Raw genomic sequence first — 19,969 nt, 5'->3', positions numbered from 1 at the left:
TCACGCTTAGCCTCCTCTGGTTTCCTGAGCGAATAGCCTCCAATTTCAGCACCTACCATCCCCTTTCGACCACTCGCCAGCAAAACTATGAAATCCTCCCCCAGAAGTAGGGCCAGGCATAATCTATGCTTTCCTTTTAAAGCCTTTGGGATCCCGCAAATAGGCGTCGAGGTCAGGGTCTTCCTGCTCCTCCCAAGACTCATCAACTACGTGAACGTACCTCCCCATAGAATGGAGAGGCTTCTACGCAGTTGCCCGCGTTGGCCGCGTCCCGACCGAAAGCTGTTTTCGTCCGATACCGAGGATGACCTTCGCTGAGGCCGTATCCCGATCCAGTTCACACCCACACGTACAAGAATGCCACCGCTCTTCTAACGTCTTCTTGCGTACATTCCCGCAATTCGGGCAAATCTGGCTGGTGTACTTAGGATCAACTTGTACGAGAGTACGCCCGGCCCATGCTGCCTTGTACGTACACATTCCCACAAATTGACTCCAACCAGCGTCGGCTATTGATTTGTTTAATCCCGCTTTGGCTGCCGCCCCATTAGGCAAATACTGTCCTGTCTCTTCGTCCTGCTTCGGCTTGGGCTGTTTCACCAGATTGGCCATGGTGAGATCCTCAAGCACGATCACTTGATAGCGATTGACGAGCTTTCTTGAGGCTTTGTGAGCGAAGTCGGCACGCTGATTGCGGACCTTACGATGGGCCTTTGCCACGCGCTTCACTGCCTTCGCTCTGCGATGACTGCCGCGCTTCTTGCGAGACAAGGACTCTTGTAGCTTCTTGAGCTTGTTCTCTGCTCTCCGATAATGGCGCGGGTTCTCAAGGAATTCACCATTGGACAAGGCGGCAAAGTGAGTCACACCCAGGTCTATCCCTACATCCTCATAGCTGCTAGGCAAGGCTTCCGGCTTGTCCACTTCGCAGCTAAAACAGGCATACCAATGCTCTCCCTCGCGCTTGATGGTCAAGGTTTTGACTTTGCCTATCATGTCTCGATGCAGGTGCAGTTTCACTGTTCCAATCTTCGTCAATTTCAGATTGACTCTGACCATGCCCTTCTTATCAGGCGGGCGTGTTTGTTGATCCAATTTCCAGCCAGCGCCGTCCGGGTAGGTAAACGAGTTATAGCGGTTACGACCCTGAAAACGCGGGTATCCTGGTTTCTGGCCTTTGGCACAGCGATCAAAAAACCGTTGAAATGCCTTGTCCAGTCGTTTTAACACATCTTGCAGGACATGAGCAGCGATATCCTGATACTCTTCTCTGATCTTTGCCTTGATCTCTGGAAGGACATTTTGTTGATCATAGTAGGTGATCGATTTGCCCACCATACGGTAAGCATCCTTCCTCTCGGAAAGACCCGCATTGTAGAGTTCTCGACAACGTGCCAGAACCCAATGGAGTTTGTTCTCCACCGTCTTATTGGGAGCTAAACGGTACTTGTACGTTTTTCTCATGTCCCTTGTCCCAACTCGATATATTTTTTGACGGTTTCCTCGGTCATGTCTCCGACGATGCCAACGTAGTAACTGCGAGACCAGAAATTCCCACCCCACAGTTGTTTTTTGACTTCGGGATGCTGCTTAAAGACTTGTCTCGCAGTAATCCCTTTGAGGGTATTAACAATGAGAGAGGGCGCAATAGCGGGTGGCGCACTCAAAAAGAGGTGAACGTGGTCTTCCTGTACATTGAGTGCGCCGATCTCCCAAGTATTCGCCTCACATAATCGCCTGATTTCTTCCTCAATAAACGTGGCGATATTCCCCACCAGAATAGTCTTGCGATACTTGGGACACCATACAAAATGGTATGCTATTTTATATGTGGCATGCTTCGTATGTTGTTCTCTCATACGCTCTATTCTAGCATGGTATGCCATACCATGCTAGAATAGAGCGAGAGGGGCCGCCTAACCCCTGCCTGAAGGCGAGGGGAATGCGGCGGCCCGGCCTTCAAAACGCTCTCCCAACTCCTGCCGCACGGTGCTGAGAAGCTCTTTTGCCGCTTGATTAAACCGATCACACTCTTCCTGGCGCCAGGGACCAGGATCAGGAGGATACTCCCAGTTCAACGCCTTGTCATGCCACTCCATCAATTCTTTGGCTCGCTTGACTGTACTTTCCGACAGCGGTAAATCCTCCGGCTCAATATAATAGTCAAAGCGCTCTCGTGCGGCATCATTACCACACCAAAAGCATGTCCCTGTCCATTCAAAAAAGAAGCGGATAACGTACTCTGCTTTAGGATTCATCATAATCTTTAAATTTCTTCATCTCTTTAGCACTTACATAGGAGCAGGCATCGACATATAGGAGTGGGAGTTGGTCTGGGACCTGAGGTGGGGGTTGGTCTGGGACCTGGCGAAGTCGCCTTTGCCGTAGGCAATGCGTTGGCCGTTGGGGATGGAGTCACTCGCGCTTTCTGCGTGGCGGTTGGCAAGGGTGTAATCGTTGATTGCGCCACCGGTACTTGCGTTTGTGTCTTTGTCGCATTCATCGACGGCGCGGTCGCGTTGAAAGTAGGCCTCTGTTCCTGTTTGCCTAATGACAAGAATTGAGGCAGTAGGCCGATGCTAAGAAGCAGCACGCAGGCGAGAGCCAGAAAGCTCCCTATGAGAACAGCCTTCCTGCTACGCTGAGTCGGCATTTTTGTCTGAACCTGGGAAGGCTCTTTCTGGGTAATCTGGAAGGCGCTCTCTGGAGCTCCTATTATGGGCGCGTTGCTTGTCTGAGAGAGTATAAGGGGCGCTGGTTTGTCTGTCCCACGCTCCTGAGCCTCCGGCCGAACATCGCCGCCCTTCGGCCTGGGCGGTGTAGCGACAGCGATACCCTCTCTGGGTAAAAGAGGGCTGCTCTTCTTGTTCTTGCTTGTCAGCGGGGAAGCGGGTGGGGATGCCCCCTTTTCTCCAGTTAAAAGTGGTAGGAGCATCTCTAGAGATGGGTTCATTGTTACATTCACATGACCTGCAGTAAGAGCCTCGATAAAGGCGGCAACGTTCTCGTGGCGCTCCAAAGGATCATTTGCCAGGGCTTTAGGTAATGCATCATCGAAATAATGGGGCAATGCAGGAACAATGTGCGACGGTGGGACAGGATAAATCTGGGTAAACTGGCCTTCGGTGAAGGTGGTTGCCGCATGCGGAGGCTCACCAGTCAGCAGTTCATACGCCATAAATCCCAGGGCATATTGATCGCTCTCTCTACAAAAGGTGCCTTTTTTTTGCTCAGGCGCCTGATACTGGCTATCCTCTTGCTCAAGGTGGGAGTGGGAAAAATAACTTTTAAACAGGCCTGGCGGGATAAAGTCCGCTAGCATGGCCTCATCCTGGGCATTAAAAAGCACATTTTCTGGTTTGAGGTGTGCGTGTACCACGTTCCACCCATGTGTATGCGCAAGCGCCTGTCCTACCTGCATGAGGATCAGGAAAGAGTTCTCCAATGTGAGAGGTCTGACACTCTTGAGGCGCTGACGTAACGAGCCATTAGGCGCATAACGACTGATGAGATACGGGCGGCCTTGCTCAATACCTCCATCGAGAAGAGAATTAAGAAAGGGATGGCGCAGCTGTGTCAATTGATCTACTTCGTTATAGAAAAACTCTTGATCTATCCCTGAATCCAGAGAATCGAAGATCTTAATGGTCACTTTCTCTGTAGGTGCCGTTATCGGTCGGGCTAGATAGAGACTACTCTTCGTTTTCTTCGCGAGTTGGGTGACGAGTCGATATCCACGAAATTGTTCGTTCATCTGTAAACCCTCATCATACAATGCTTCGAGCGAATGCCTTTCCCCTGGCGATCAGCTATAATTCCTCGTGCACTCCAATCTTTAAAGAATGAATGGCAAGCTTTTCATTCTTTAAGGATTGGAGTGCACGAGAGCGCCCCAGAATATAGGCATTCTTAAACTTAAGGCTATTATACCTATCTCAAAATAGTTTCTGGCCCGGCCGCTTAGAATGTAGCCTGATGGTACCACTTTTTAGCGACATACATGCACTAATGCAAGAGTTTAAAAAGTAGCGTGAAAGAGAGCATTTTGATAGAAACTTATTCACGACACGTCAAGTAAATTGTATTTATCGCACTATAAATAAAGCCGCTATCCCATCCCTTACGTGCTATGATAAAGTAGCATTACGCGATAAATATGCAGAGGAGAGACGATACTAATATGACATCGCTGCAACAGGGAGAGCTATGGGAGCTTTCGCGCCGCCTGATCGGCTTTAATACCGTTAGCGCGCTCAGCAATCTAGAGGCCGCCGAGTATCTTGCCAGCTATCTTGAGGAGAGCGGCCTGACGGTGAAGGTGGCTCGCGACGAAATTGAGGACGTCACCAAGGCCTCGGTGATCGCCTGGGCTGGTCCCGCGGTCGAGGGTGGCCTGATTATCTCGGGCCATATCGATGTCGTTCCCTTCGAGGGCCAGCCCGGCTGGAAGTCGGACCCGCTGGAGCTGATTACGGATGGCGAGCAACTGTATGGCCGTGGCGTTACAGACATGAAGGTCTTTCTGGCCCAGGCCATCCTGGCCGCGAAGCAACAGGACCTCAGCAAGCTGCGCCGTCCCCTGATGTTTATCCTGACCTATGATGAGGAGGTCGCGGGCCAGGGCTCGCAGCGCCTCGTCAAGCAGCTACCGGACATACTCCAGGGCTTTCCCCTACCCAGGACCGCCCTCATCGGCGAGCCGACGAACTTTGAGATCTTCCCCGCCCACAAGGGTTACGCGACCTTCAAGATCTCCGTGCGCGGCCAGGGAGGCCACAGCAGTGCCGCCGACCGTGGCCTGAACGCCATTAACCGCATGAGCGATGTTATTCAGATCATCAAGGAGACCGGGCTTGAGCTAAAGCAACAGGTCACATCCAAAAACCAGCGCCTCTTCCCCGAGAATCCCTCGACGGCCTTCAATAACGGCGTTATCCAGGGTGGCCTCGCCGCGAATATGATCGCCGAGACCTGCGAGTTGACGACCAGCATGCGTGTTGCGCCCGGCGATAACGTCGAGCAGATCATCACGACTCTGCGCGAGCGTATCGAGCGTGAGATCTCACAGGAGATGCGCAAGGCCGCGCCCGAGTGTGGCGTCTCTGTCAGCGATGCCATCTCGACTCCTCCACTGAACTCGCCCGTTAATGATCCCTTTATCGAGGTCCTGGCTCGCGTGATGGGACGACGCAGCGAGCAGGGCGCACCCTACGCCACCGATGGTGGTCCCTTCCAGGCCATCGGCATCAATTCTTACATCTGTGGCCCCGGCCTGATCGAGCAGGCCCACCAGCCCAACGAGAGCCTGCCAGTTGAGCACTTCCACTCAGGCCAGGAGCGCCTTGAACGCCTTATCCAGGCCTGGTGCATGCAATCATAATATGCCACACCCAGGCCGTAAGATCATTCATATCGACATGGACGCCTTTTACGCCTCCATTGAGCAGCGCGACCGCCCGGAACTACGCGGTAAACCGGTCATCGTCGGCGGTGACCCCAATCGCCGTGGCGTGGTCGCGACCTGCTCATACGAGGCGCGCCGCTTTGGCATTCACTCCGCTATGCCCTCGCGTACGGCCTTTAAGCGCTGCCCACACGCCATCTTTGTCCCGCCACGCTTCGAGGTCTACCGTGCCGTCTCCACACAAATCATGCAGATCTTCCACGACTACACCGAACTGGTCGAGCCTCTCTCGCTCGACGAAGCCTTCCTAGACGTGACTCACAACAAATTCGACATCCCCTCCGCCACCCATGTCGCACGCGAGATCAAGCAGCGCATCTACGAGCGCACCCAGCTCACGGCCTCTGCCGGCGTCTCCTATAACAAGTTTATCGCCAAATTAGCTTCAGACTATAAGAAGCCCGATGGACTGACGGTCATAACGCCTCAGCAGGCCTCACGCTTCCTTGAAAGCCTGCCCATCCAGAAATTCTTCGGTGTAGGACGCGTCACCGCCTCGCGCTTCCAGGAGCATGGCATCCATACCGGGGCCGACCTCAAGAGCTTGAGTGAGGAGCGCCTGCGCGAGCTCTTCCAGGAACGAGGCAGCATGTTCTACCGCTATGTGCGTGGAGAGGACGAGCGCTCGGTCGAACCCATCCGCGTGCGCAAATCGGTCGGAAAAGAAACTACCCTGGCGGAGGATCTCGCCCTGTCAGAACATGCAGAAGTCATTCGCATCCTCACAGACCTCGCCGAGAAGGTCGAGCGCCGCCTGGTCGAGCTCGATCTCCAGGCCAGAACCGTGGTCCTCAAACTCCGCTGGAGCGACTTCCAGCTCATGACGCGCCGTGCCACGCTTCCTCAAGCCTTTCAAGCGAAAGAGGTCATGCTCCACCATATTCAAGACCTCCTTGATCAAGTTGGTCCCCAGGGCCACGTACGCCTCCTCGGCGTCACCGTCTCCCAACTCGAAAAGCGCGGCACCCCAACCCACCACACCCCTACTCTCTGGGACCTCGCATAGGGTAAGGGTATGTGGTGGAGAGAAGTTGTTCCCTTTACCCTATATCCACTGCCACGGTCAGGGAGCGGCGTGACCAGTCGCGCAGGTCCTCGTTGGAGCGGGGAGCGTACTTGGAGAAGACAAGCTGGCGCGCTCGTGCATCCTCCTCACTGCCCTCGACTACTATCCGCCCTCGCCCCTGCATACGTGTGGCCTTGATGCGTATCTCCACCTCGGGCTGGCGCTGAATGTTCTTGACCCAGTCTGCCTTGTCGCGACCTCCAGAGAGCATGTAGAGTGTTGAACCCTCCAATGCAAACCAGATCTCGATGGTATGCGCCTTGCCGCTCTTACGCCCCGTTGTCGTGAGATAACAAAAATTCTCGCTTACATACGTCTGTAACACTTCTTGCATCCCGGCAATCCTTTCGTCCCAATGCAGCACGCTTACTCTGAGACCTGCTCCAGCGTGTAGGGCAGGCCCTCTATCTGCTGCTGAGCCTGGCGTGGCCCACGCATCCGCACCGTGACTGGCGCTACGACCGCTCCCACCTCCGTTGGATACCAGGATCGGCCAATCTCCACCACGATCAAACGTCCATCCAGGTCGCCTATGGCGGCAAATTGTGGACCCTCGCTCTCACGAAAATCCGATTGCGCAAAGTCACGCTTCAACACCTCAACCTCGGCTGGCACAGAATGAACCGGCAGGCCAATTTCGCTGACACATAGCAGGTCCTGCGCCGGCTCAAACGCCCCCGGCGCATCATTCTCCAGATCATGTAACGCAATAAACTCGACGTTATTGCCAGCAGGATCATAAAAGTAGACCGAAGAGTTATTCCAGGACCCAAAGAGAAAGCGATCCTGACCATTCTGCATTAGTGGCTCTGTCAAGGCACTGATCCAGGCATACGCAGCCTCAAACTTATTGCGCGGAATGGTAAAGGCGAAATGATAAACGCTATCCACCTGCTCCGCTGCGCGAAACGTCACACGTGTCGCCCCCGCGTCAAAGGTAAAACTCTCCTCACCCTCCTCTACCAGGGGTAGACGAAAGGTATCTATATAAAAGGAACGCAATTCCCTGAGCTTATGTGTTGCAAGTACCAAATGTGTAAACTGCATACTGACCAGCCCTCCAATACAATGTGAGAAGTGAGTGTTAGATGATAACCACTCGCGGTGCATATAGCATACCAGAAGCACAAGCGCCCCACACTGTACGGAGGGGAAGGAAACAACTGTCCAAAAGGGCTAATGTAGCACGTTTTAGTCTATGGCAGTGGTGGCGATGCGCAGGCATATGCTAAAGCAACTACCTTCATCCGGGCTACTCTCGGCGTTAATCTCTCCTCCCATCGCCTCAATCCATTCTTTGCAGAGTGCAAGGCCCAGGCCCGCGCCTCCACGTGCATAATTTCTGGCATGGGTTGCCTGGTAGAAGCGCTCCCAGACATGAGGGATATCTTCAGAGGCAATCCCTTCGCCTGTATCTTTTACCTGTAGCACGACCCATTCCTCTTCTTTATAAGCTGCAACCGCGATCATCCCACCTGGAGGCGTGTGCCGTAGCGCGTTGTGGATAAGATTGTGGAGTGCCTGTTCCAAGCGCATGGCGTCACCCATGACTGGCGGCAATTCGGGAGCGAGTTCCGAGACCATCTCAATATGATTTATCTGCCTCGCCAGGGGCGCCCGTGCTTCAACAATACGCAACGCCAGGGAGAGAATGTCTACAGCCTCCTGACGCAAAGTGAGCCGCCCGACCTCTTCACGAGAGAGAGCAAACAGGTTATCCACCTGAGTTTGCAGGTGCAATATCTCTTCCTCCATGACCTGGAGATTGCGCTGTAAAGCAGACATGGGTTGTTCACGCCAATGTCCGAGTGTGATTTCAAGATAGCTACGCAACGTTGCTATTGGCGTACGCAACTCATGCGAGACGTTTGCCATGAGCTGACGCCGCTCTTGTAGCAGCTTTGTGACGGTATCACGTTCCTGTTGTAGCTCTTCTACGACTCTCCGCAAATCATGCACCGTCGTCTCCAACGTCTCAGCCATGGCGTTGAAGTCACTTTGCAGTTGAGCAACCTCATCTTCCCCCTCCACCTGGATGCGCATAGCATAGTTGCCTTGGCGAAACGCCCCTGTAGCAGCAGCCAGGGTTTTAAGACGGGGTTTGGTGCGCCGCACAATGACGTAGGCAATGATAATTGAAAGTGGCAGCATCAGGAGTAAAACACAACCACCGAACAGGGCCAAACCTAACATTATCAGGATCACCAATGATAAGTCAGCCGTGGCGATAGAGGTCCACAATATAGCCGCAATTACAAATGTGATTATGAGAAATACCATACCGGCAAGATGTGCGTGCGTAAATGCCCAGAGTAGTCTGCGCCGCCGCAATTGATTCCAGTACAGCCAGAGCCTCATTCCTCCCCGCGTAACCACAAAGGCGCACAGATTACAAATGCTCGCGATGCCTGCCGCCTGTTCCGAGGTGAACTTCCAATGCGCGGCAGGAGCCAATCCACTGCCCGGCAACAGACTTAACGACCACGCAATCCCGCCCAAGACAAGACTCCATAATATTCCTGACCCCACTTCAATCAGTATCCACTCCATACGTCCTTGTTTGAGCAATGGGAAGCACAGGCCATAGAAGATTAAGCATAATGGGCCCGCTATAAATAGGAAGAGCGAGCGTGGTACGGAAGGGGCGATCAGGGAGGTCAACACCACCAGTCCCACCCAGACACACCCCGCCAGAAGTAACACCTTCAGCGTAGCCCGCCAGCACAGCTCTGCCCAAGAAGCTTCATGTTGCGAACGCCGTAGAGATATCATCAACTTCATGCTCCCTACTTTCTAGCACGCCACCGATAGCCAATGCCCCACACGGTCGCAATGCAGTCCCCCAGCGAACCCAACTTTTGCCGCAGACGTTTGATCGTCGTATCAACTGCGCGCTCAGTCACATTAGCCTCGCTCCGCCAGATAAGATCCAGTAAGTATGGGCGGTGAAATGCGCGCCCTGGATTGCGCAATAATAGTTGCAGGAGCGCAAACTCATTCGGACTGAGATCAAGTACCTCTCCTTCTAACACAGCCTGATGCATTTTCAGGTTCAGGGTCAGCTCTTCATACACCAGGACCTGATCCGCTGCTAAAGCACGATCAGCTCGCAGCGTTTGCTCTAACAGCTCGATACGCCGCAACATAGCTCGTACGCGTGCAAGCAACTCGCGCATACTAAAAGGCTTGGTCAAATAGTCGTCTGCGCCAACTTCCAGCCCGACCACCCGGTCAATCTCCTCACTGCGTGCGGTCAGCATTAAGACTGGCGTTGACGCAACCTGCCGCATGCGCCGCAAGACCTCCAGGCCATCTAATTCTGGGAGCATCCAATCCAGGATAACCAGGTCTGGTCGCTCTTTGTCATGTATGGACAGAGCACTCTTCCCATCGGGAACGTGGCAGACCCGGTAATCCCGTGCCTCCAGCTCCTGTTTAATGGCCCGCGCCAATTCCGGCGCATCCTCTACCAGTAATATGCTCGTCATCGCCCCAATCCTTACAGCTCTTGCCTCCAGCCAACGCTGCTGAAGCACGCCTCATTTCCATATCATGATATAAAAGCGTGCTTCAGCAGCGTCGTGCCACACTCCTCTATGATCTCCGTCCCCGCTGCCAGCGCAATAACAGCGGTAACATAAGCATAACCAGGAACGCAACGCAGATCAAGAGCAGCACGCTTTCGATGCCCTGCCAGGCCGTAACACCCTCGATGCCGGGGTTACAGACTCCCTCGTGCTTCGCGGCATTAAAGAAAGCGGTACACATGTAGCTTCCAACTGGCGTCAGCGGCGTCTCACTGAGCGATGGGATGCCAAAGCCAGGCAGCAGGTTGCCCCAGAACCAGTATCCAACAAAGAGAAACTGGTAGAGCGGCGTCCACATCAGCGCGGGACAGGCCAGCGAGAAGGAGGCGATAAAGAAAATCCCTGGCAAGACAATACAGGCAAAGGCCGCCAGGGCTATGGGCAGACCCGCCAGTGTCTGCCAACGCGCCAGCAGGTAGCCTACACCGACACTGTAGATGATAATAACAGGCAGTAACGTTGCGAGGGTACTCCCCATATATTTGCCAAACAAACGCATAGAGGATGGAGAGCGATATGTCGTAAACAGTTCATCTACGCGTGTGCGCTGGTCACGCGAGAGGCGGTCCGCCAGCAAAATGCCGACCGCAATAGCCAGAATGGAGTGCATCTCCATCGTCCAGTAGACAATTGCCTCTCCTATTGGGGATGTGGTTGGGCGCCCCCACGGCTGGTGAAACTGGCTTAGAATCAATCCCAACCCCAGGCAGGTAATCCAGATGGCGGGTCGACGCGCCTGCATACGAAACTCATAGCGTAGCGCCCCCAGGAAAACATCAAGGTAATTCATCAATTTCAATCCTCTGCTACAAGCTCACAACTAGGCATATCTTCCCGTGACCAGGCCCTCCGGGCGCTGCTCGCGCATCAGCCAGACATAACCATCCTCTAAGCTAGGTTCCACCGCAAGCGCGTTGGGCGCCGGAGCCTCCTCGCTTACAATACGATAGAGTACCGATGGACCATTATGCAGCGCCGAAACGACGGTCAGCGCCTTATCTGGCCTCTCCCCCATTGGCAACGCCATCTGCCATACCCGTCCCTGCGCTTGCTGAAGCAACTGAGAAAGCGTTCCTTGAAACACAACGCACCCAACGCGCATCACGGCAAGGTTCTGACAGGTTTGCGCGATATCCTCAACGATGTGTGTCGAGAGCAACACCGTTCGCTGGCCCCCCAGATCCGAGAGCAGATTGCGGAAACGGATGCGCTCTTGGGGATCAAGACCCGCTGTTGGCTCGTCGACGATGATAAACTGTGGATTATTCACCAGAGCCTGGGCAATGCCTACGCGGCGCTTCATACCACCAGAGTAGGTCTTGAGCTTGCGGTTCGCGACATCGCTCAAGGCCACCATCTCCAATAACGCCTCTACCTGTTGCCTACGCGTCTGCCGATCACGCACCCCTTTCAGGATTGCCACATAATTCAGAAACTCACGGGCCGAGAGATCAGGATACATCCCCAGGTCCTGTGGCAGATAGCCCAGCGTCCCCTTGATCTCGTCGCGCCCCCGTTCCGTTGTGCCATCGTAGGCACCGACACGAATGCTGCCACTCGTTGGCCGCAGAATGCCCGCCAGGGTCCGCATCAAAGTAGTCTTGCCCGCGCCATTGGGTCCCAGCAGGCCAAACATACCACCAGGGATCGTCAAATTCAGGTTCTGTAATGCTTTTACGCCGCCACGATACTCTTTATGTAGAGCAGAGATTTCGATGCGCATAACCATAACTCCCTATAGAATTTCTTGTTCGATCTTATTCTTCGCTCGCGCTCTCCATCAGCAGTGCTTCGGTATTGTGTAGAAGAAACCAGCCAACAATTAGCAGGATGAAAGCAGTAGCCGTGACCTCTCCACGATTGAGTAACCAGAAATCAATCGTAGGAGCCAGCGTGGTTGGGAAGAGAAACAGAGGCTTCAGCCAATCAATAAAGATGAAGTAACCATAGAAGATGGCCTCGATAATCCAGAGACTCGCCAGAATCGCGCCGCTCGCCATGCGGCTCCGCAGGAGCAGGGCCAGGCAGAGGCCCACGGCAGAGAACCAGAGCAACGGTGCCAGCCAGGTACATTGCTCAGCGAGCACCTGGGGAATGACGCCCCAGGTTTGCACTTGCACAGGTATGCGCCAGTATTTCCAGTGGTAGATAAAGGTACTCGCCACAAGCGCGACCATCCCGACCCAGCCTACCACCATGCCCAGGCGTGTACCGACCGTGAAGCGATACTTGCGTGGCATCGTCAACTGCAACTCAATAGCCGGATCGTAGCTTACAAGCGAGGCGACGATGACGCCCGCCGCCATAGGCAGTAACATCTCCAGGCCACCCGTGAAGATCTGCGCTATCCTAAGCGGCAGAACATGCATCGTCGCCAACAGAAAACCGACTACAGCCAGGCTCGCCATGATGAATACCGGCGTCAAAAACACCCAGCGCCCCACCAGCCGTAGTTCATAACGCAATTGATCAAGTGACATATCTTCCCTCCTCATAACCATTAGAATACAGGGAAGATATGGCACGAAAATCGCATCTTTGTCGCAAAACTGTGACAGAAAGATAGAGAAAAGGAGAAAGCGCCATTTTCTCTATCTTTCTTCCCACTCACGCAGGAGGCGCAGGGTTCTCTGCATCATACGTTCAAAGCCCCTGGCCCCAGAAGAGGGCTGGAGCGAGGCCAAAAGCGCGGTGTGCCAGACCTCGCGAAGCGCGACAAACGCGGGAATGCTCGCCAGGTCCAATTCGGCCAGTGGACGGACCTCGGTATAGCCCTTGAGGAAGGACTGCCAGAGCGTATCGCCGGGGTCCATGTTATAAAAGCCCTCGCACCAGCGTACCACGGCCAGGTCATAGGCCCGCCAGCCTGGCGCGCAACAATCGAAATCAAAGAGGGTAATCGTGCCGTCTTCGTCCATATGCTCGTTCAGCATATGGCTATCCCCGTGACAGGCGCCCCAATCTAAGCCCTGTCCCGCGAGTTGCTGGATTCGCGCACGCAGGCGCTCTACCAGTTTCTCCAGGTATGCCCAATCAGTGGCAGAGCCAGTATAGAGCGGCTGAATCGTCTGAAGCGATTGATCAGCGAGGAGCGAGAGGTCGAGAGGAGCCCGCTGCCGGACGCTTGTAAACCCACTGGCCGCGTTATGCATAGCTCCTATCACGCGACCATGCAGGTAGCTGTCCCTGGCGCCATGCCGATCCAGCTCCACTCCTGGTGCATAGGTGAATAACACAGCCTGGCGTGGTCCCTCGGGCGCCTGAAGCGTACTGACAAAACCGCCATCCCTCTGAGACACAGGCATGGAGACAGCAATCCCCTTCTGATCGAGATAGCGCACAACATCAATCTCATACAGCACATCCGAGAGCGAGCGCCAGCCCGCGCGATAGACACGCAAGATATACTTCGTCGTGCCTGACTGTACTAGATAGGTATCATTGACGCCACGCGTCAGAAAGAGGCAACTGACCTGCTCATCCAGGTCGTACAGGGATAGCACCTCGGCAAGCAGAGCCTCCGGCGCAAGAATAGAATGCGTTACGGGGAAAGGAACGCTAAAAGCTGGCCTATCCGCCAGCGTATCTAATATATGAGACATGATAGCTCTCTCCATCTTGTTGTAGAGTATATTCAACAGGATCGAAAGCTCTCGCCATCACGCCCCACCAGTGAGGGCATACACAATCCGTAGGGTCCATGCTGCCATGGACTAAAAAACGCACAGCGTGACGGGAGGCCTTCGCCTCAAAATGAGGGACATTTTTGTGGTTTTCATAGGCACCTCCCCTGGACGCATCTGTCACGCCGTCCATGCGTCAATACTCGCCCGCTTGATGAAGAAGTGGGCTGACACAACGGGCTTTAGCCCGCCGCAAGCTGCGCCGTCTCAACGGCGGCAGTGAGGCGTGTCCCGGCTTTAGCCCTTGCATAGCACAATATAGAACGTATGTTTGACAACTCCAATACATTGGAGTATACTCTAAAAGAGACACAATATATTTGTTTTTGAGAGAAAAGTACTAAAAATGGCAAAAGCCACGAAAACAATCAGGCACGCGTTGCAGTATCCGCCACAGTCAGCCCACTCCTTCGCGGAGCATCAGGCGCTCTACAATCGTGTCGTGGCCTTCTACTTTGAGGTCATCCAGGCCCATGAGGGCATCCTCTCTCTCAAGAACAAGGAGGCCCTCACCGCCCTGGAGAAACTTACCCATGCGACGGAGAAGAGCCCCCATCCCATTCTGCCACTCTCCGACATCGCCCCGGATATCCCCGCGATGTTCCGCCGCGCCGCCATTAATGCGGCCGTTGGCTCTGCTCGCGCATTTTTCTCCTCGCTCAAAACGTGGCGAGCACGCAAAGAGAAGCACGAGGCCAAACCATGCAAAAAGGGCAAGAAGAAGCAGCCGTTCAGGGAGCGGCCACCGGTCCCGCCGCGCACCTGGAACAAATCGGCCTCCTTCTACGCGGGCTTGTGGAAAGAACGCTCTCAGCACTCCATCATGCTCAGAGTGTGGACTGGCTCGTGCTGGTCCTGGCTCAAAGTTGGTGCGCTTTCTCGCGATATTCCCGAGGGGTACGCAATAGGGAGCCCGCAACTGGTTCGCAAGGGGGATCGCTGGTGGTTACATACTCCCATTGAGAAGACCTTCGAGGCTCCCGCAAAGAGCGGAGAGCAACTCACCACCGCGCAGACACGTGTCTGCGCGGTGGATCTCAATCTCGACAAGCATCTCGCTGTGTGCAGTGTCCAGACGGTTGACGGCACCATCCTGGCTACTTCCTTCATTGGAAATGGCACAGCGGTATCGGGCTGTAGGAAGAAACTGCTTGGACGTATTACACGCAACCGATCTCAGACTGGCATCATTGCCGAGAACGAACGGGACAATGCCAACCTCTGGGCCAAAATCAGGCACGTGGACGAACAGATCGCGCACCAGGTGAGCGCCCGCATTGTCCAGTTCGCCATCAAGCACGAGGCGAGTATTCTCGTCTTCGAGCATCTCGGCAACCTGCGCCCGGAAAAAGGCACGTATTCGCGCCGCAGCAACATGAAACGCGCATACTGGATGAAAGGGCGCATCTTCAAGTACGCGAAGTACAAGGCGTGGAATGCAGGTGGTCTCATCACGTGCCGCGTCAATCCGCGCAATACGAGTCGGGAATGCCATCGCTGTCACGCGCCCGTCATTCGCTACAATGAGGGCGAGCCGGTTGAGGGATACACGCCCGGCGCGGCGCTTTGCCTGTGCCCACAATGCCAGATGCGCGACCATGCCGACCGCAATGCCAGTCTGAGAATCGGGCAGCGCTTGATCGAGCGCTCCCAAGAACCGTTGAAGGAAAAGCCTCATGCTCGTTCGCGATGTGCGATGAGGGGGTCGAAAGATCCAGGTGTTGGGATCTCTCAGGATGCCGAACGCGAAGGGCAACCATCTATTGCTCAAGCAAGGCAAGGGGATCACGCCAACGGGCCTGGCACCACCCAGGGAGGATTGCGCCGGATGGGTGCGCGCCTCTCAGATATGGCTACCACACTACGCCTCCATTTTGAGTAGTCCCTACGGGACATGTCTCACGCAGGCGCTTACGGAGCCGTGTCAGAAGCTGCTGGGCTTTAGCCCATGCGGAGTGTCACCAAATACATAGGGCTTTTGTAAGTCCAGCGCCTCAATAAAGGCTGCGACATCCTCCGCCAGCACGCTATATGAAAAATTTTCCAGTACGCCACCTGTACGCCCATGCCCACGTGCATCAAGCATATAGACCGCAAAATCCGCCTGCAGATCGCATGCCACAGGCGTCCAGCAAAGTCCGTTGTCCATAACGCCATGCAAAAGAATAATGGCCGGTTTCGCTGTATCACCTGCACGATGATAGTGAATTGTCAGATCATTGACCTGAACAAAATGCTCGGACCACTCTGTCATCGTTACGTCACCCTTTCTCAAAAGAATCGCTCTTCTGTTTTCCTGGCTCCTGGACCACCAGATCTTATTCCGAAACCCAACGCCACTTGCGTGTCTAGCGCTTCGCGCTCAGGGTGTTCGGATAAGTAGTAAAACGCGTGGTCGCAGTGAGCACAAAGGTGCCTGTAGTGAGGATAACAGACGATGATGAGCCAATCAAGGCCTCAAACCACGCCTTTCCGAGAGGATGATCAGGCTTTTGCCTTGCCTCGCACTCGCGAACCTTTTGTGGCTCTCGCTCGTAACAGGAAGCAGCATACTACTGAAGGAGCCCACAAAGCCAAGCCTTATGCAAGAAAGAAGCGATGAACAGTTGATGGCAGCGGTTCAGGTAGGCGATCAGGTGGCATTAGCCGAGCTGGTCACGCGTCACCATGGCCCATTACTCGGCTACCTCTACCGTCTCGTCGGAGGCGATCGACAGCTTTCCGAAGATCTGGTTCAGGAGACCCTGCTGCGTGTGCTACGACAAGGCACATACCAGCCTGCTCGCCCATTTAAGCCCTGGCTCTATACAATTGCCACCAACCTGGCACGCGACCATTTCAAGTCCGCTACAGTGCGCCAGGGCTGGCGAGGGGGAGATGAGGAGAAAACGCTGCTCCACATATACGACAGCACTCCTGGCCCAGAAGAACGCGCTCTGGCAGCAGAGCAGGGCAGCGAGATACGGGCAGCGATTGCTCAGCTTAGTGAGGAGTATCGCATCGTGGTAGTGCTGCGTTTTTATCAAGGCTTCAGCTTACAAGAAATCGCTGAGGCGCTTCACATCCCGCTGGATACGGTCAAATCGCGGCTCTCGGTGGGCATTCATCGATTACGCGCTATGCTGGCCCCAGTACAGGAAGGAGTGGATTAGATGTCTCATTCCCAATCACCCTGGCCGTTTGAGCGACCAGAGCAGTTGACAGACTTGCTACGCGAGCAAGGTGCCTCGCCAGATGAGTGTGCCGATCTGCTCCCCGTCTTACATCGCCTGCCCGAGTGGCAGGCACCACAGCCCGAACCCGCAGACACCCGGCGTCTGCTTGCCCGGCTGACGACAGAACTGCCGACACTCTCACCTGTGCGCCAGGCCATCCGCGCGCATCAGCAGCGTCGGCACGCGAACTTCTCCTTGCTACTGGCAACAGCCCGCGCACAAGTCAGCCTCTTCGGCCTGGGCTTCTGGCTGGTGAGCGCGCTCGTGACCCTGGTGGGTTCAGTGGTCGTGTTGAGCAAAATCCTTTCCGATCAGGAAATGGTGCTGCGCGCCAGCGGGCCGCTTCTGGCCTACCTGGGGACTCTCGTCGCTTTTCGCGGGAGAGAAGCTCGGGTGCTAGAATTGGAACTGGTCTGCCCGCCCTCGCCACTACAGCTGGTCATGGCCCGGCTGGTGATTGTGCTGGGCTATGACGTTGGCCTGGGTCTTGCGCTGAGCCTGGCGCTCTGGGCGGGCGGCACCGGGCATGTGCTGGAGCTGACGCTATCCTGGCTCATGCCCCTGCTCCTAGTCGCGGGGTTAGCTCTGCTGCTCTCCTTGCGCCTCCCGGTCCAGGCAGCAGCCTCCCTGGCCTATGGGAGCTGGCTGGCCATCCTGGCCATCGGCAGTATCACCAATCTTCAGGCACTCCTGCTCACGCCTGAGCTTTCGGTACTGCCGGGTTGCATTGGCATCGCGCTGCTGGTCATCGCGCTGCTGCGCCTCCACGCTGACATGCACCGCCTGCTCCCTCGTCCATAAGGTTCGCGAACCTTTTTGAGAGCTGGCTCGTAAGAGGCACGTGCAACAAGTGTCGCACCTACAAACTCGAATATACAAAAGGAGAGTAGCATGAATATCACTGCATTGACCGGCACCAGTCAACAAACCCGAGCGATTGGGCGCCCGAGTCCGCTCCTGAGCGTTATAGCCTGGGAATTTCGTCGTTTTCTCGCCAGCCGCCTCTTCTGGTTTCAGGCTCTCGGCCTCTTTGGTTTCTTGCTCCTCATGATATGGGCCTTGCACGCGCCAGATCAATTTAGCGCAGGCGTGGCGGTTGGCGGCGGTGGTGGCGAACCGCTCAGCGGCTTCATTGCCGGAACCAGCGCGGGGGGGCTTCTTCATACCCTTCCAACCGTTCTGGTGATGCTGGTTCTCCTTCTGCCCTTTCTCACGGCTGATGGCGTGACGCGAGATGTACACCGGCGCACCCACGAACTGCTCATGACGACCGCGCTACCGACCTGGGCGTATGTCTGGGGACGCTACCTGGCGGGCCTGGTGATGAGTCTGGGGCTGGCGCTGCTGTTGCTGGCTTCCATCCTGGGGATGGGCGGGCTGTTGCATCTGACCATCACCGACTATCCGGCGCCAGAGATTGGCAATGTGCTGCTTCTCTGGGTCGGCATGGTCTTACCAGCGACGATCCTGGTCAGCAGCTTCGGTTTTGCTCTGAGCACCCTGCTCCCGCGCCTGTCCACACTGGTCAAGGTGGTGATCATGGTGACATGGATCGTGGGGGCGCTGGTGATCCCCCTCGGGCTGGGCGGCAATACCACTCCCCCTCCTGCCTGGTACGTCAATTGGGACCCGACTAGCGGGATAACCGCGCTTGGGCTGCTTTCTTCCTATGCCATTCACCTCAATCCAACGATTACGAACGAGGCGCAACTGCAGCAGTTCATTCTCTCCGTTGAGAACAAGATGCCCAACCTCGCGGGCTGGTTCGCGCCACACCTGCTGCTGGCCGGGCTCAGTCTGGTGCTGGTGCTGGTGGCGGCCCTCGCCTTCAGGCGGTCTCGCGACGTGCTTCACTAAGATGCTCGTGACTCCCTTCCAGGGAGGGAGCGCGCTCAAAAGAAAGAGAGAACAATGATGGATTTGGCAATTGAACGCCTGAGCAAGCGCTATGGGCAGCATTGGGCGCTGCGTGAGCTTTCGCTGCGCTGCGAACCGGGCCTGCTGGGACTGGTTGGCCCCAATGGCGCTGGCAAGACAAGCTTGATGCGGATGATCGCGACTCTGCTGGAGCCCACCGAGGGGAGCATCCGCTGGAACGGCCAGGATATCCGTGCTCATGGCGAGGCGCTCCGGCGGGTGTTGGGCTATCTGCCGCAGGATTTTGGCATCTACCCAGAGTTCACTGGACGACAGTTCCTGCGCTACCTGGCCGCGATGAAAGGGCTGCCCAAGTCGCTCGTCAATCGGCGCGTCGATGAGGTACTGGAGATTGTGAATCTGGAGCAGGAGGCCGATCGCAAGTTGCCCACCTATTCCGGCGGCATGAAGCAGCGCATCGGCATCGCGCAAGCTCTGCTCAACGACCCCGAACTCTTGATTGTTGATGAGCCGACCGCGGGACTTGATCCTGCCGAGCGTGTGCGGTTCCGCACGCTGCTTGCCAGCCTGACCAGCAACCGGATCATCATTCTGAGTACACATATCATCAGCGATGTAGAGGCCGTGGCCAACCGACTAATGATTTTGCAGGAGGGGCGTGTGCTGGCCGATACAACGCCTCTGGCGTTGTTGGCACACACCGCAGGATCGGTCTGGAGTGTGACCACCGATCAAGCTACTGCCTTGCAATTGCAGGCGAGCTATCAAGTCAGTACGATGGTCAACCAGATGAACGGCATCACGCTGCGTATCGTCAGTGCCGCCCGCCCGCACGAGGCTGCCGTCGTCAGTGACCCCAGCCTGGAAGAAGCCTATCTGCTGGCAACGGGCAGACAAGCCATTCGGGTCTGACAGGAGTGCGCACTCTCCTCCAGGAAGCTCGGTGGGTTGATCCGTCGAGCTCCTTCAGAGTCTCATCAGCGAGCTCTGGCCTACATGCAGGGATTGATGAGCGGAGCCTCACAAAAAACGGATAGCAGGACAGGATCCCTTCTCAGTAAAGGGAAGAGTGTGCC

General features: G+C 55.5%; 20 protein-coding genes. 7 read left to right on the top strand and 13 right to left on the bottom strand.

Annotation, left to right across the window (positions count from 1 at the left end):
* Positions 1-243 precede the first annotated feature (243 nt).
* The 4 genes from KTE_RS37915 to KTE_RS37900 are packed head-to-tail and all read right to left on the bottom strand — an operon-like array spanning position 244 to position 3,754.
* Positions 244-1,464: a transposase gene (locus KTE_RS37915; protein ID WP_236600710.1), complete on the bottom strand. Its 1,221-nt coding sequence runs from the start codon at positions 1,462-1,464 to the stop codon at positions 244-246.
* The gene (gene tnpA, locus KTE_RS37910; protein WP_201387317.1) at positions 1,461-1,859 is read right to left on the bottom strand and encodes an IS200/IS605 family transposase; all 399 of its coding nucleotides are present in this window, start codon (positions 1,857-1,859) and stop codon (positions 1,461-1,463) included. The genes KTE_RS37915 and tnpA overlap by 4 nt, the downstream gene beginning before the upstream one ends.
* A gap of 57 nt (positions 1,860-1,916) precedes the next feature.
* Positions 1,917-2,261, bottom strand: coding sequence for a hypothetical protein (locus KTE_RS37905; RefSeq protein WP_201390995.1), 345 nt, complete (start codon positions 2,259-2,261; stop codon positions 1,917-1,919).
* A 23-nt stretch (positions 2,262-2,284) separates the two neighbouring features.
* Entirely contained in the window at positions 2,285-3,754 is a 1,470-nt protein-coding gene (locus tag KTE_RS37900; protein ID WP_201390993.1) for a serine/threonine-protein kinase, read from the bottom strand.
* Positions 3,755-4,180: 426 nt separating this feature from the next.
* On the opposite strand from KTE_RS37900, the gene argE reads away from it, so the two are divergent.
* Positions 4,181-5,380, top strand: a complete 1,200-nt coding sequence (argE, locus tag KTE_RS37895) for an acetylornithine deacetylase (protein WP_201390991.1) — start codon at positions 4,181-4,183, stop codon at positions 5,378-5,380.
* Between the two features lies 1 nt (position 5,381).
* The gene (gene dinB / locus KTE_RS37890; protein ID WP_201390989.1) at positions 5,382-6,470 is read left to right on the top strand and encodes a DNA polymerase IV; all 1,089 of its coding nucleotides are present in this window, start codon (positions 5,382-5,384) and stop codon (positions 6,468-6,470) included.
* A 34-nt stretch (positions 6,471-6,504) separates the two neighbouring features.
* Here the strand turns inward: dinB and KTE_RS37885 are convergent, their stop codons facing one another.
* From KTE_RS37885 to KTE_RS37850, 8 genes are all read right to left on the bottom strand, one after another.
* Positions 6,505-6,864, bottom strand: coding sequence for a nitroreductase/quinone reductase family protein (locus KTE_RS37885; RefSeq protein WP_201390980.1), 360 nt, complete (start codon positions 6,862-6,864; stop codon positions 6,505-6,507).
* 32 nt (positions 6,865-6,896) lie between these two features.
* Complete coding sequence (locus KTE_RS37880) at positions 6,897-7,577, bottom strand: VOC family protein (RefSeq protein WP_201390969.1); 681 nt, start codon at positions 7,575-7,577, stop codon at positions 6,897-6,899.
* A 144-nt stretch (positions 7,578-7,721) separates the two neighbouring features.
* Positions 7,722-9,029 (bottom strand): cell wall metabolism sensor histidine kinase WalK, encoded by a 1,308-nt coding sequence (locus KTE_RS37875; RefSeq protein ID WP_201390967.1) that lies wholly within the window; start codon positions 9,027-9,029, stop codon positions 7,722-7,724.
* Between the two features lie 287 nt (positions 9,030-9,316).
* Positions 9,317-10,018, bottom strand: coding sequence for a response regulator transcription factor (locus tag KTE_RS37870; protein WP_201390965.1), 702 nt, complete (start codon positions 10,016-10,018; stop codon positions 9,317-9,319).
* A gap of 106 nt (positions 10,019-10,124) precedes the next feature.
* A complete protein-coding gene (locus KTE_RS37865) occupies positions 10,125-10,907 on the bottom strand; it encodes a hypothetical protein (RefSeq protein ID WP_201390963.1) in 783 nt (260 codons plus the stop codon).
* A 30-nt stretch (positions 10,908-10,937) separates the two neighbouring features.
* On the bottom strand, positions 10,938-11,840 hold the full coding sequence (locus KTE_RS37860; RefSeq protein WP_201390961.1) for an ABC transporter ATP-binding protein: 903 nt from the start codon (positions 11,838-11,840) through the stop codon (positions 10,938-10,940).
* A gap of 34 nt (positions 11,841-11,874) precedes the next feature.
* Positions 11,875-12,597: a hypothetical protein gene (locus tag KTE_RS37855; RefSeq protein WP_201390959.1), complete on the bottom strand. Its 723-nt coding sequence runs from the start codon at positions 12,595-12,597 to the stop codon at positions 11,875-11,877.
* Positions 12,598-12,708: 111 nt separating this feature from the next.
* Positions 12,709-13,719 carry a phosphotransferase enzyme family protein gene (locus KTE_RS37850; protein ID WP_201390957.1) on the bottom strand — a complete coding sequence of 337 codons (1,011 nt, stop codon included), beginning with the start codon at positions 13,717-13,719 and terminating at the stop codon, positions 12,709-12,711.
* 427 nt (positions 13,720-14,146) lie between these two features.
* Here KTE_RS37850 and KTE_RS37845 point away from each other — a divergent pair, with 427 nt between their 5' ends.
* On the top strand, positions 14,147-15,682 hold the full coding sequence (locus KTE_RS37845) for an RNA-guided endonuclease TnpB family protein (RefSeq protein ID WP_201390955.1): 1,536 nt from the start codon (positions 14,147-14,149) through the stop codon (positions 15,680-15,682).
* A 42-nt stretch (positions 15,683-15,724) separates the two neighbouring features.
* On the opposite strand, the gene KTE_RS37840 is transcribed toward KTE_RS37845, so the two are convergent.
* Complete coding sequence (locus KTE_RS37840) at positions 15,725-16,054, bottom strand: alpha/beta fold hydrolase (protein ID WP_201390953.1); 330 nt, start codon at positions 16,052-16,054, stop codon at positions 15,725-15,727.
* A 355-nt stretch (positions 16,055-16,409) separates the two neighbouring features.
* Between KTE_RS37840 and KTE_RS37835 the strand changes: the two genes are divergently transcribed.
* The 4 genes from KTE_RS37835 (at position 16,410) to KTE_RS37820 (ending at position 19,805) form a co-directional block, all read left to right on the top strand.
* Complete coding sequence (locus KTE_RS37835; RefSeq protein ID WP_236600895.1) at positions 16,410-16,952, top strand: RNA polymerase sigma factor; 543 nt, start codon at positions 16,410-16,412, stop codon at positions 16,950-16,952.
* The gene (locus KTE_RS37830; protein WP_201390949.1) at positions 16,953-17,816 is read left to right on the top strand and encodes a hypothetical protein; all 864 of its coding nucleotides are present in this window, start codon (positions 16,953-16,955) and stop codon (positions 17,814-17,816) included.
* 90 nt (positions 17,817-17,906) lie between these two features.
* On the top strand, positions 17,907-18,872 hold the full coding sequence (locus KTE_RS37825; RefSeq protein WP_201390947.1) for an ABC transporter permease: 966 nt from the start codon (positions 17,907-17,909) through the stop codon (positions 18,870-18,872).
* Between the two features lie 54 nt (positions 18,873-18,926).
* Positions 18,927-19,805: an ABC transporter ATP-binding protein gene (locus KTE_RS37820; RefSeq protein WP_201390945.1), complete on the top strand. Its 879-nt coding sequence runs from the start codon at positions 18,927-18,929 to the stop codon at positions 19,803-19,805.
* Positions 19,806-19,969 lie beyond the last annotated feature (164 nt).

Origin of the sequence: Ktedonobacter sp. SOSP1-85, assembly GCF_016587415.1 — a bacterium.
Classification (GTDB): Bacteria; Chloroflexota; Ktedonobacteria; order Ktedonobacterales; family Ktedonobacteraceae; genus Ktedonobacter.
Note: the sequence above shows the minus strand (reverse complement) of the source record. Positions and strands in the feature narration are given on the sequence as shown.

Excerpts from the sequence above, each read along its gene's own strand:
- KTE_RS37915 (WP_236600710.1), bottom strand. The coding sequence starts at position 1,464 with ATGAGAAAAACGTACAAGTACCGTTTAGCTCCCAATAAGACGGTGGAG.
- tnpA (WP_201387317.1), bottom strand. The coding sequence starts at position 1,859 with ATGAGAGAACAACATACGAAGCATGCCACATATAAAATAGCATACCAT.
- KTE_RS37905 (WP_201390995.1), bottom strand. The coding sequence starts at position 2,261 with ATGATGAATCCTAAAGCAGAGTACGTTATCCGCTTCTTTTTTGAATGG.
- KTE_RS37900 (WP_201390993.1), bottom strand. The coding sequence starts at position 3,754 with ATGAACGAACAATTTCGTGGATATCGACTCGTCACCCAACTCGCGAAG.
- argE (WP_201390991.1), top strand. The coding sequence starts at position 4,181 with ATGACATCGCTGCAACAGGGAGAGCTATGGGAGCTTTCGCGCCGCCTG.
- dinB (WP_201390989.1), top strand. The coding sequence starts at position 5,382 with ATGCCACACCCAGGCCGTAAGATCATTCATATCGACATGGACGCCTTT.
- KTE_RS37885 (WP_201390980.1), bottom strand. The coding sequence starts at position 6,864 with ATGCAAGAAGTGTTACAGACGTATGTAAGCGAGAATTTTTGTTATCTC.
- KTE_RS37880 (WP_201390969.1), bottom strand. The coding sequence starts at position 7,577 with ATGCAGTTTACACATTTGGTACTTGCAACACATAAGCTCAGGGAATTG.
- KTE_RS37870 (WP_201390965.1), bottom strand. The coding sequence starts at position 10,018 with ATGACGAGCATATTACTGGTAGAGGATGCGCCGGAATTGGCGCGGGCC.
- KTE_RS37865 (WP_201390963.1), bottom strand. The coding sequence starts at position 10,907 with ATGAATTACCTTGATGTTTTCCTGGGGGCGCTACGCTATGAGTTTCGT.
- KTE_RS37860 (WP_201390961.1), bottom strand. The coding sequence starts at position 11,840 with ATGCGCATCGAAATCTCTGCTCTACATAAAGAGTATCGTGGCGGCGTA.
- KTE_RS37855 (WP_201390959.1), bottom strand. The coding sequence starts at position 12,597 with ATGTCACTTGATCAATTGCGTTATGAACTACGGCTGGTGGGGCGCTGG.
- KTE_RS37850 (WP_201390957.1), bottom strand. The coding sequence starts at position 13,719 with ATGTCTCATATATTAGATACGCTGGCGGATAGGCCAGCTTTTAGCGTT.
- KTE_RS37845 (WP_201390955.1), top strand. The coding sequence starts at position 14,147 with ATGGCAAAAGCCACGAAAACAATCAGGCACGCGTTGCAGTATCCGCCA.
- KTE_RS37840 (WP_201390953.1), bottom strand. The coding sequence starts at position 16,054 with ATGACAGAGTGGTCCGAGCATTTTGTTCAGGTCAATGATCTGACAATT.
- KTE_RS37835 (WP_236600895.1), top strand. The coding sequence starts at position 16,410 with ATGGCAGCGGTTCAGGTAGGCGATCAGGTGGCATTAGCCGAGCTGGTC.
- KTE_RS37830 (WP_201390949.1), top strand. The coding sequence starts at position 16,953 with ATGTCTCATTCCCAATCACCCTGGCCGTTTGAGCGACCAGAGCAGTTG.
- KTE_RS37825 (WP_201390947.1), top strand. The coding sequence starts at position 17,907 with ATGAATATCACTGCATTGACCGGCACCAGTCAACAAACCCGAGCGATT.
- KTE_RS37820 (WP_201390945.1), top strand. The coding sequence starts at position 18,927 with ATGATGGATTTGGCAATTGAACGCCTGAGCAAGCGCTATGGGCAGCAT.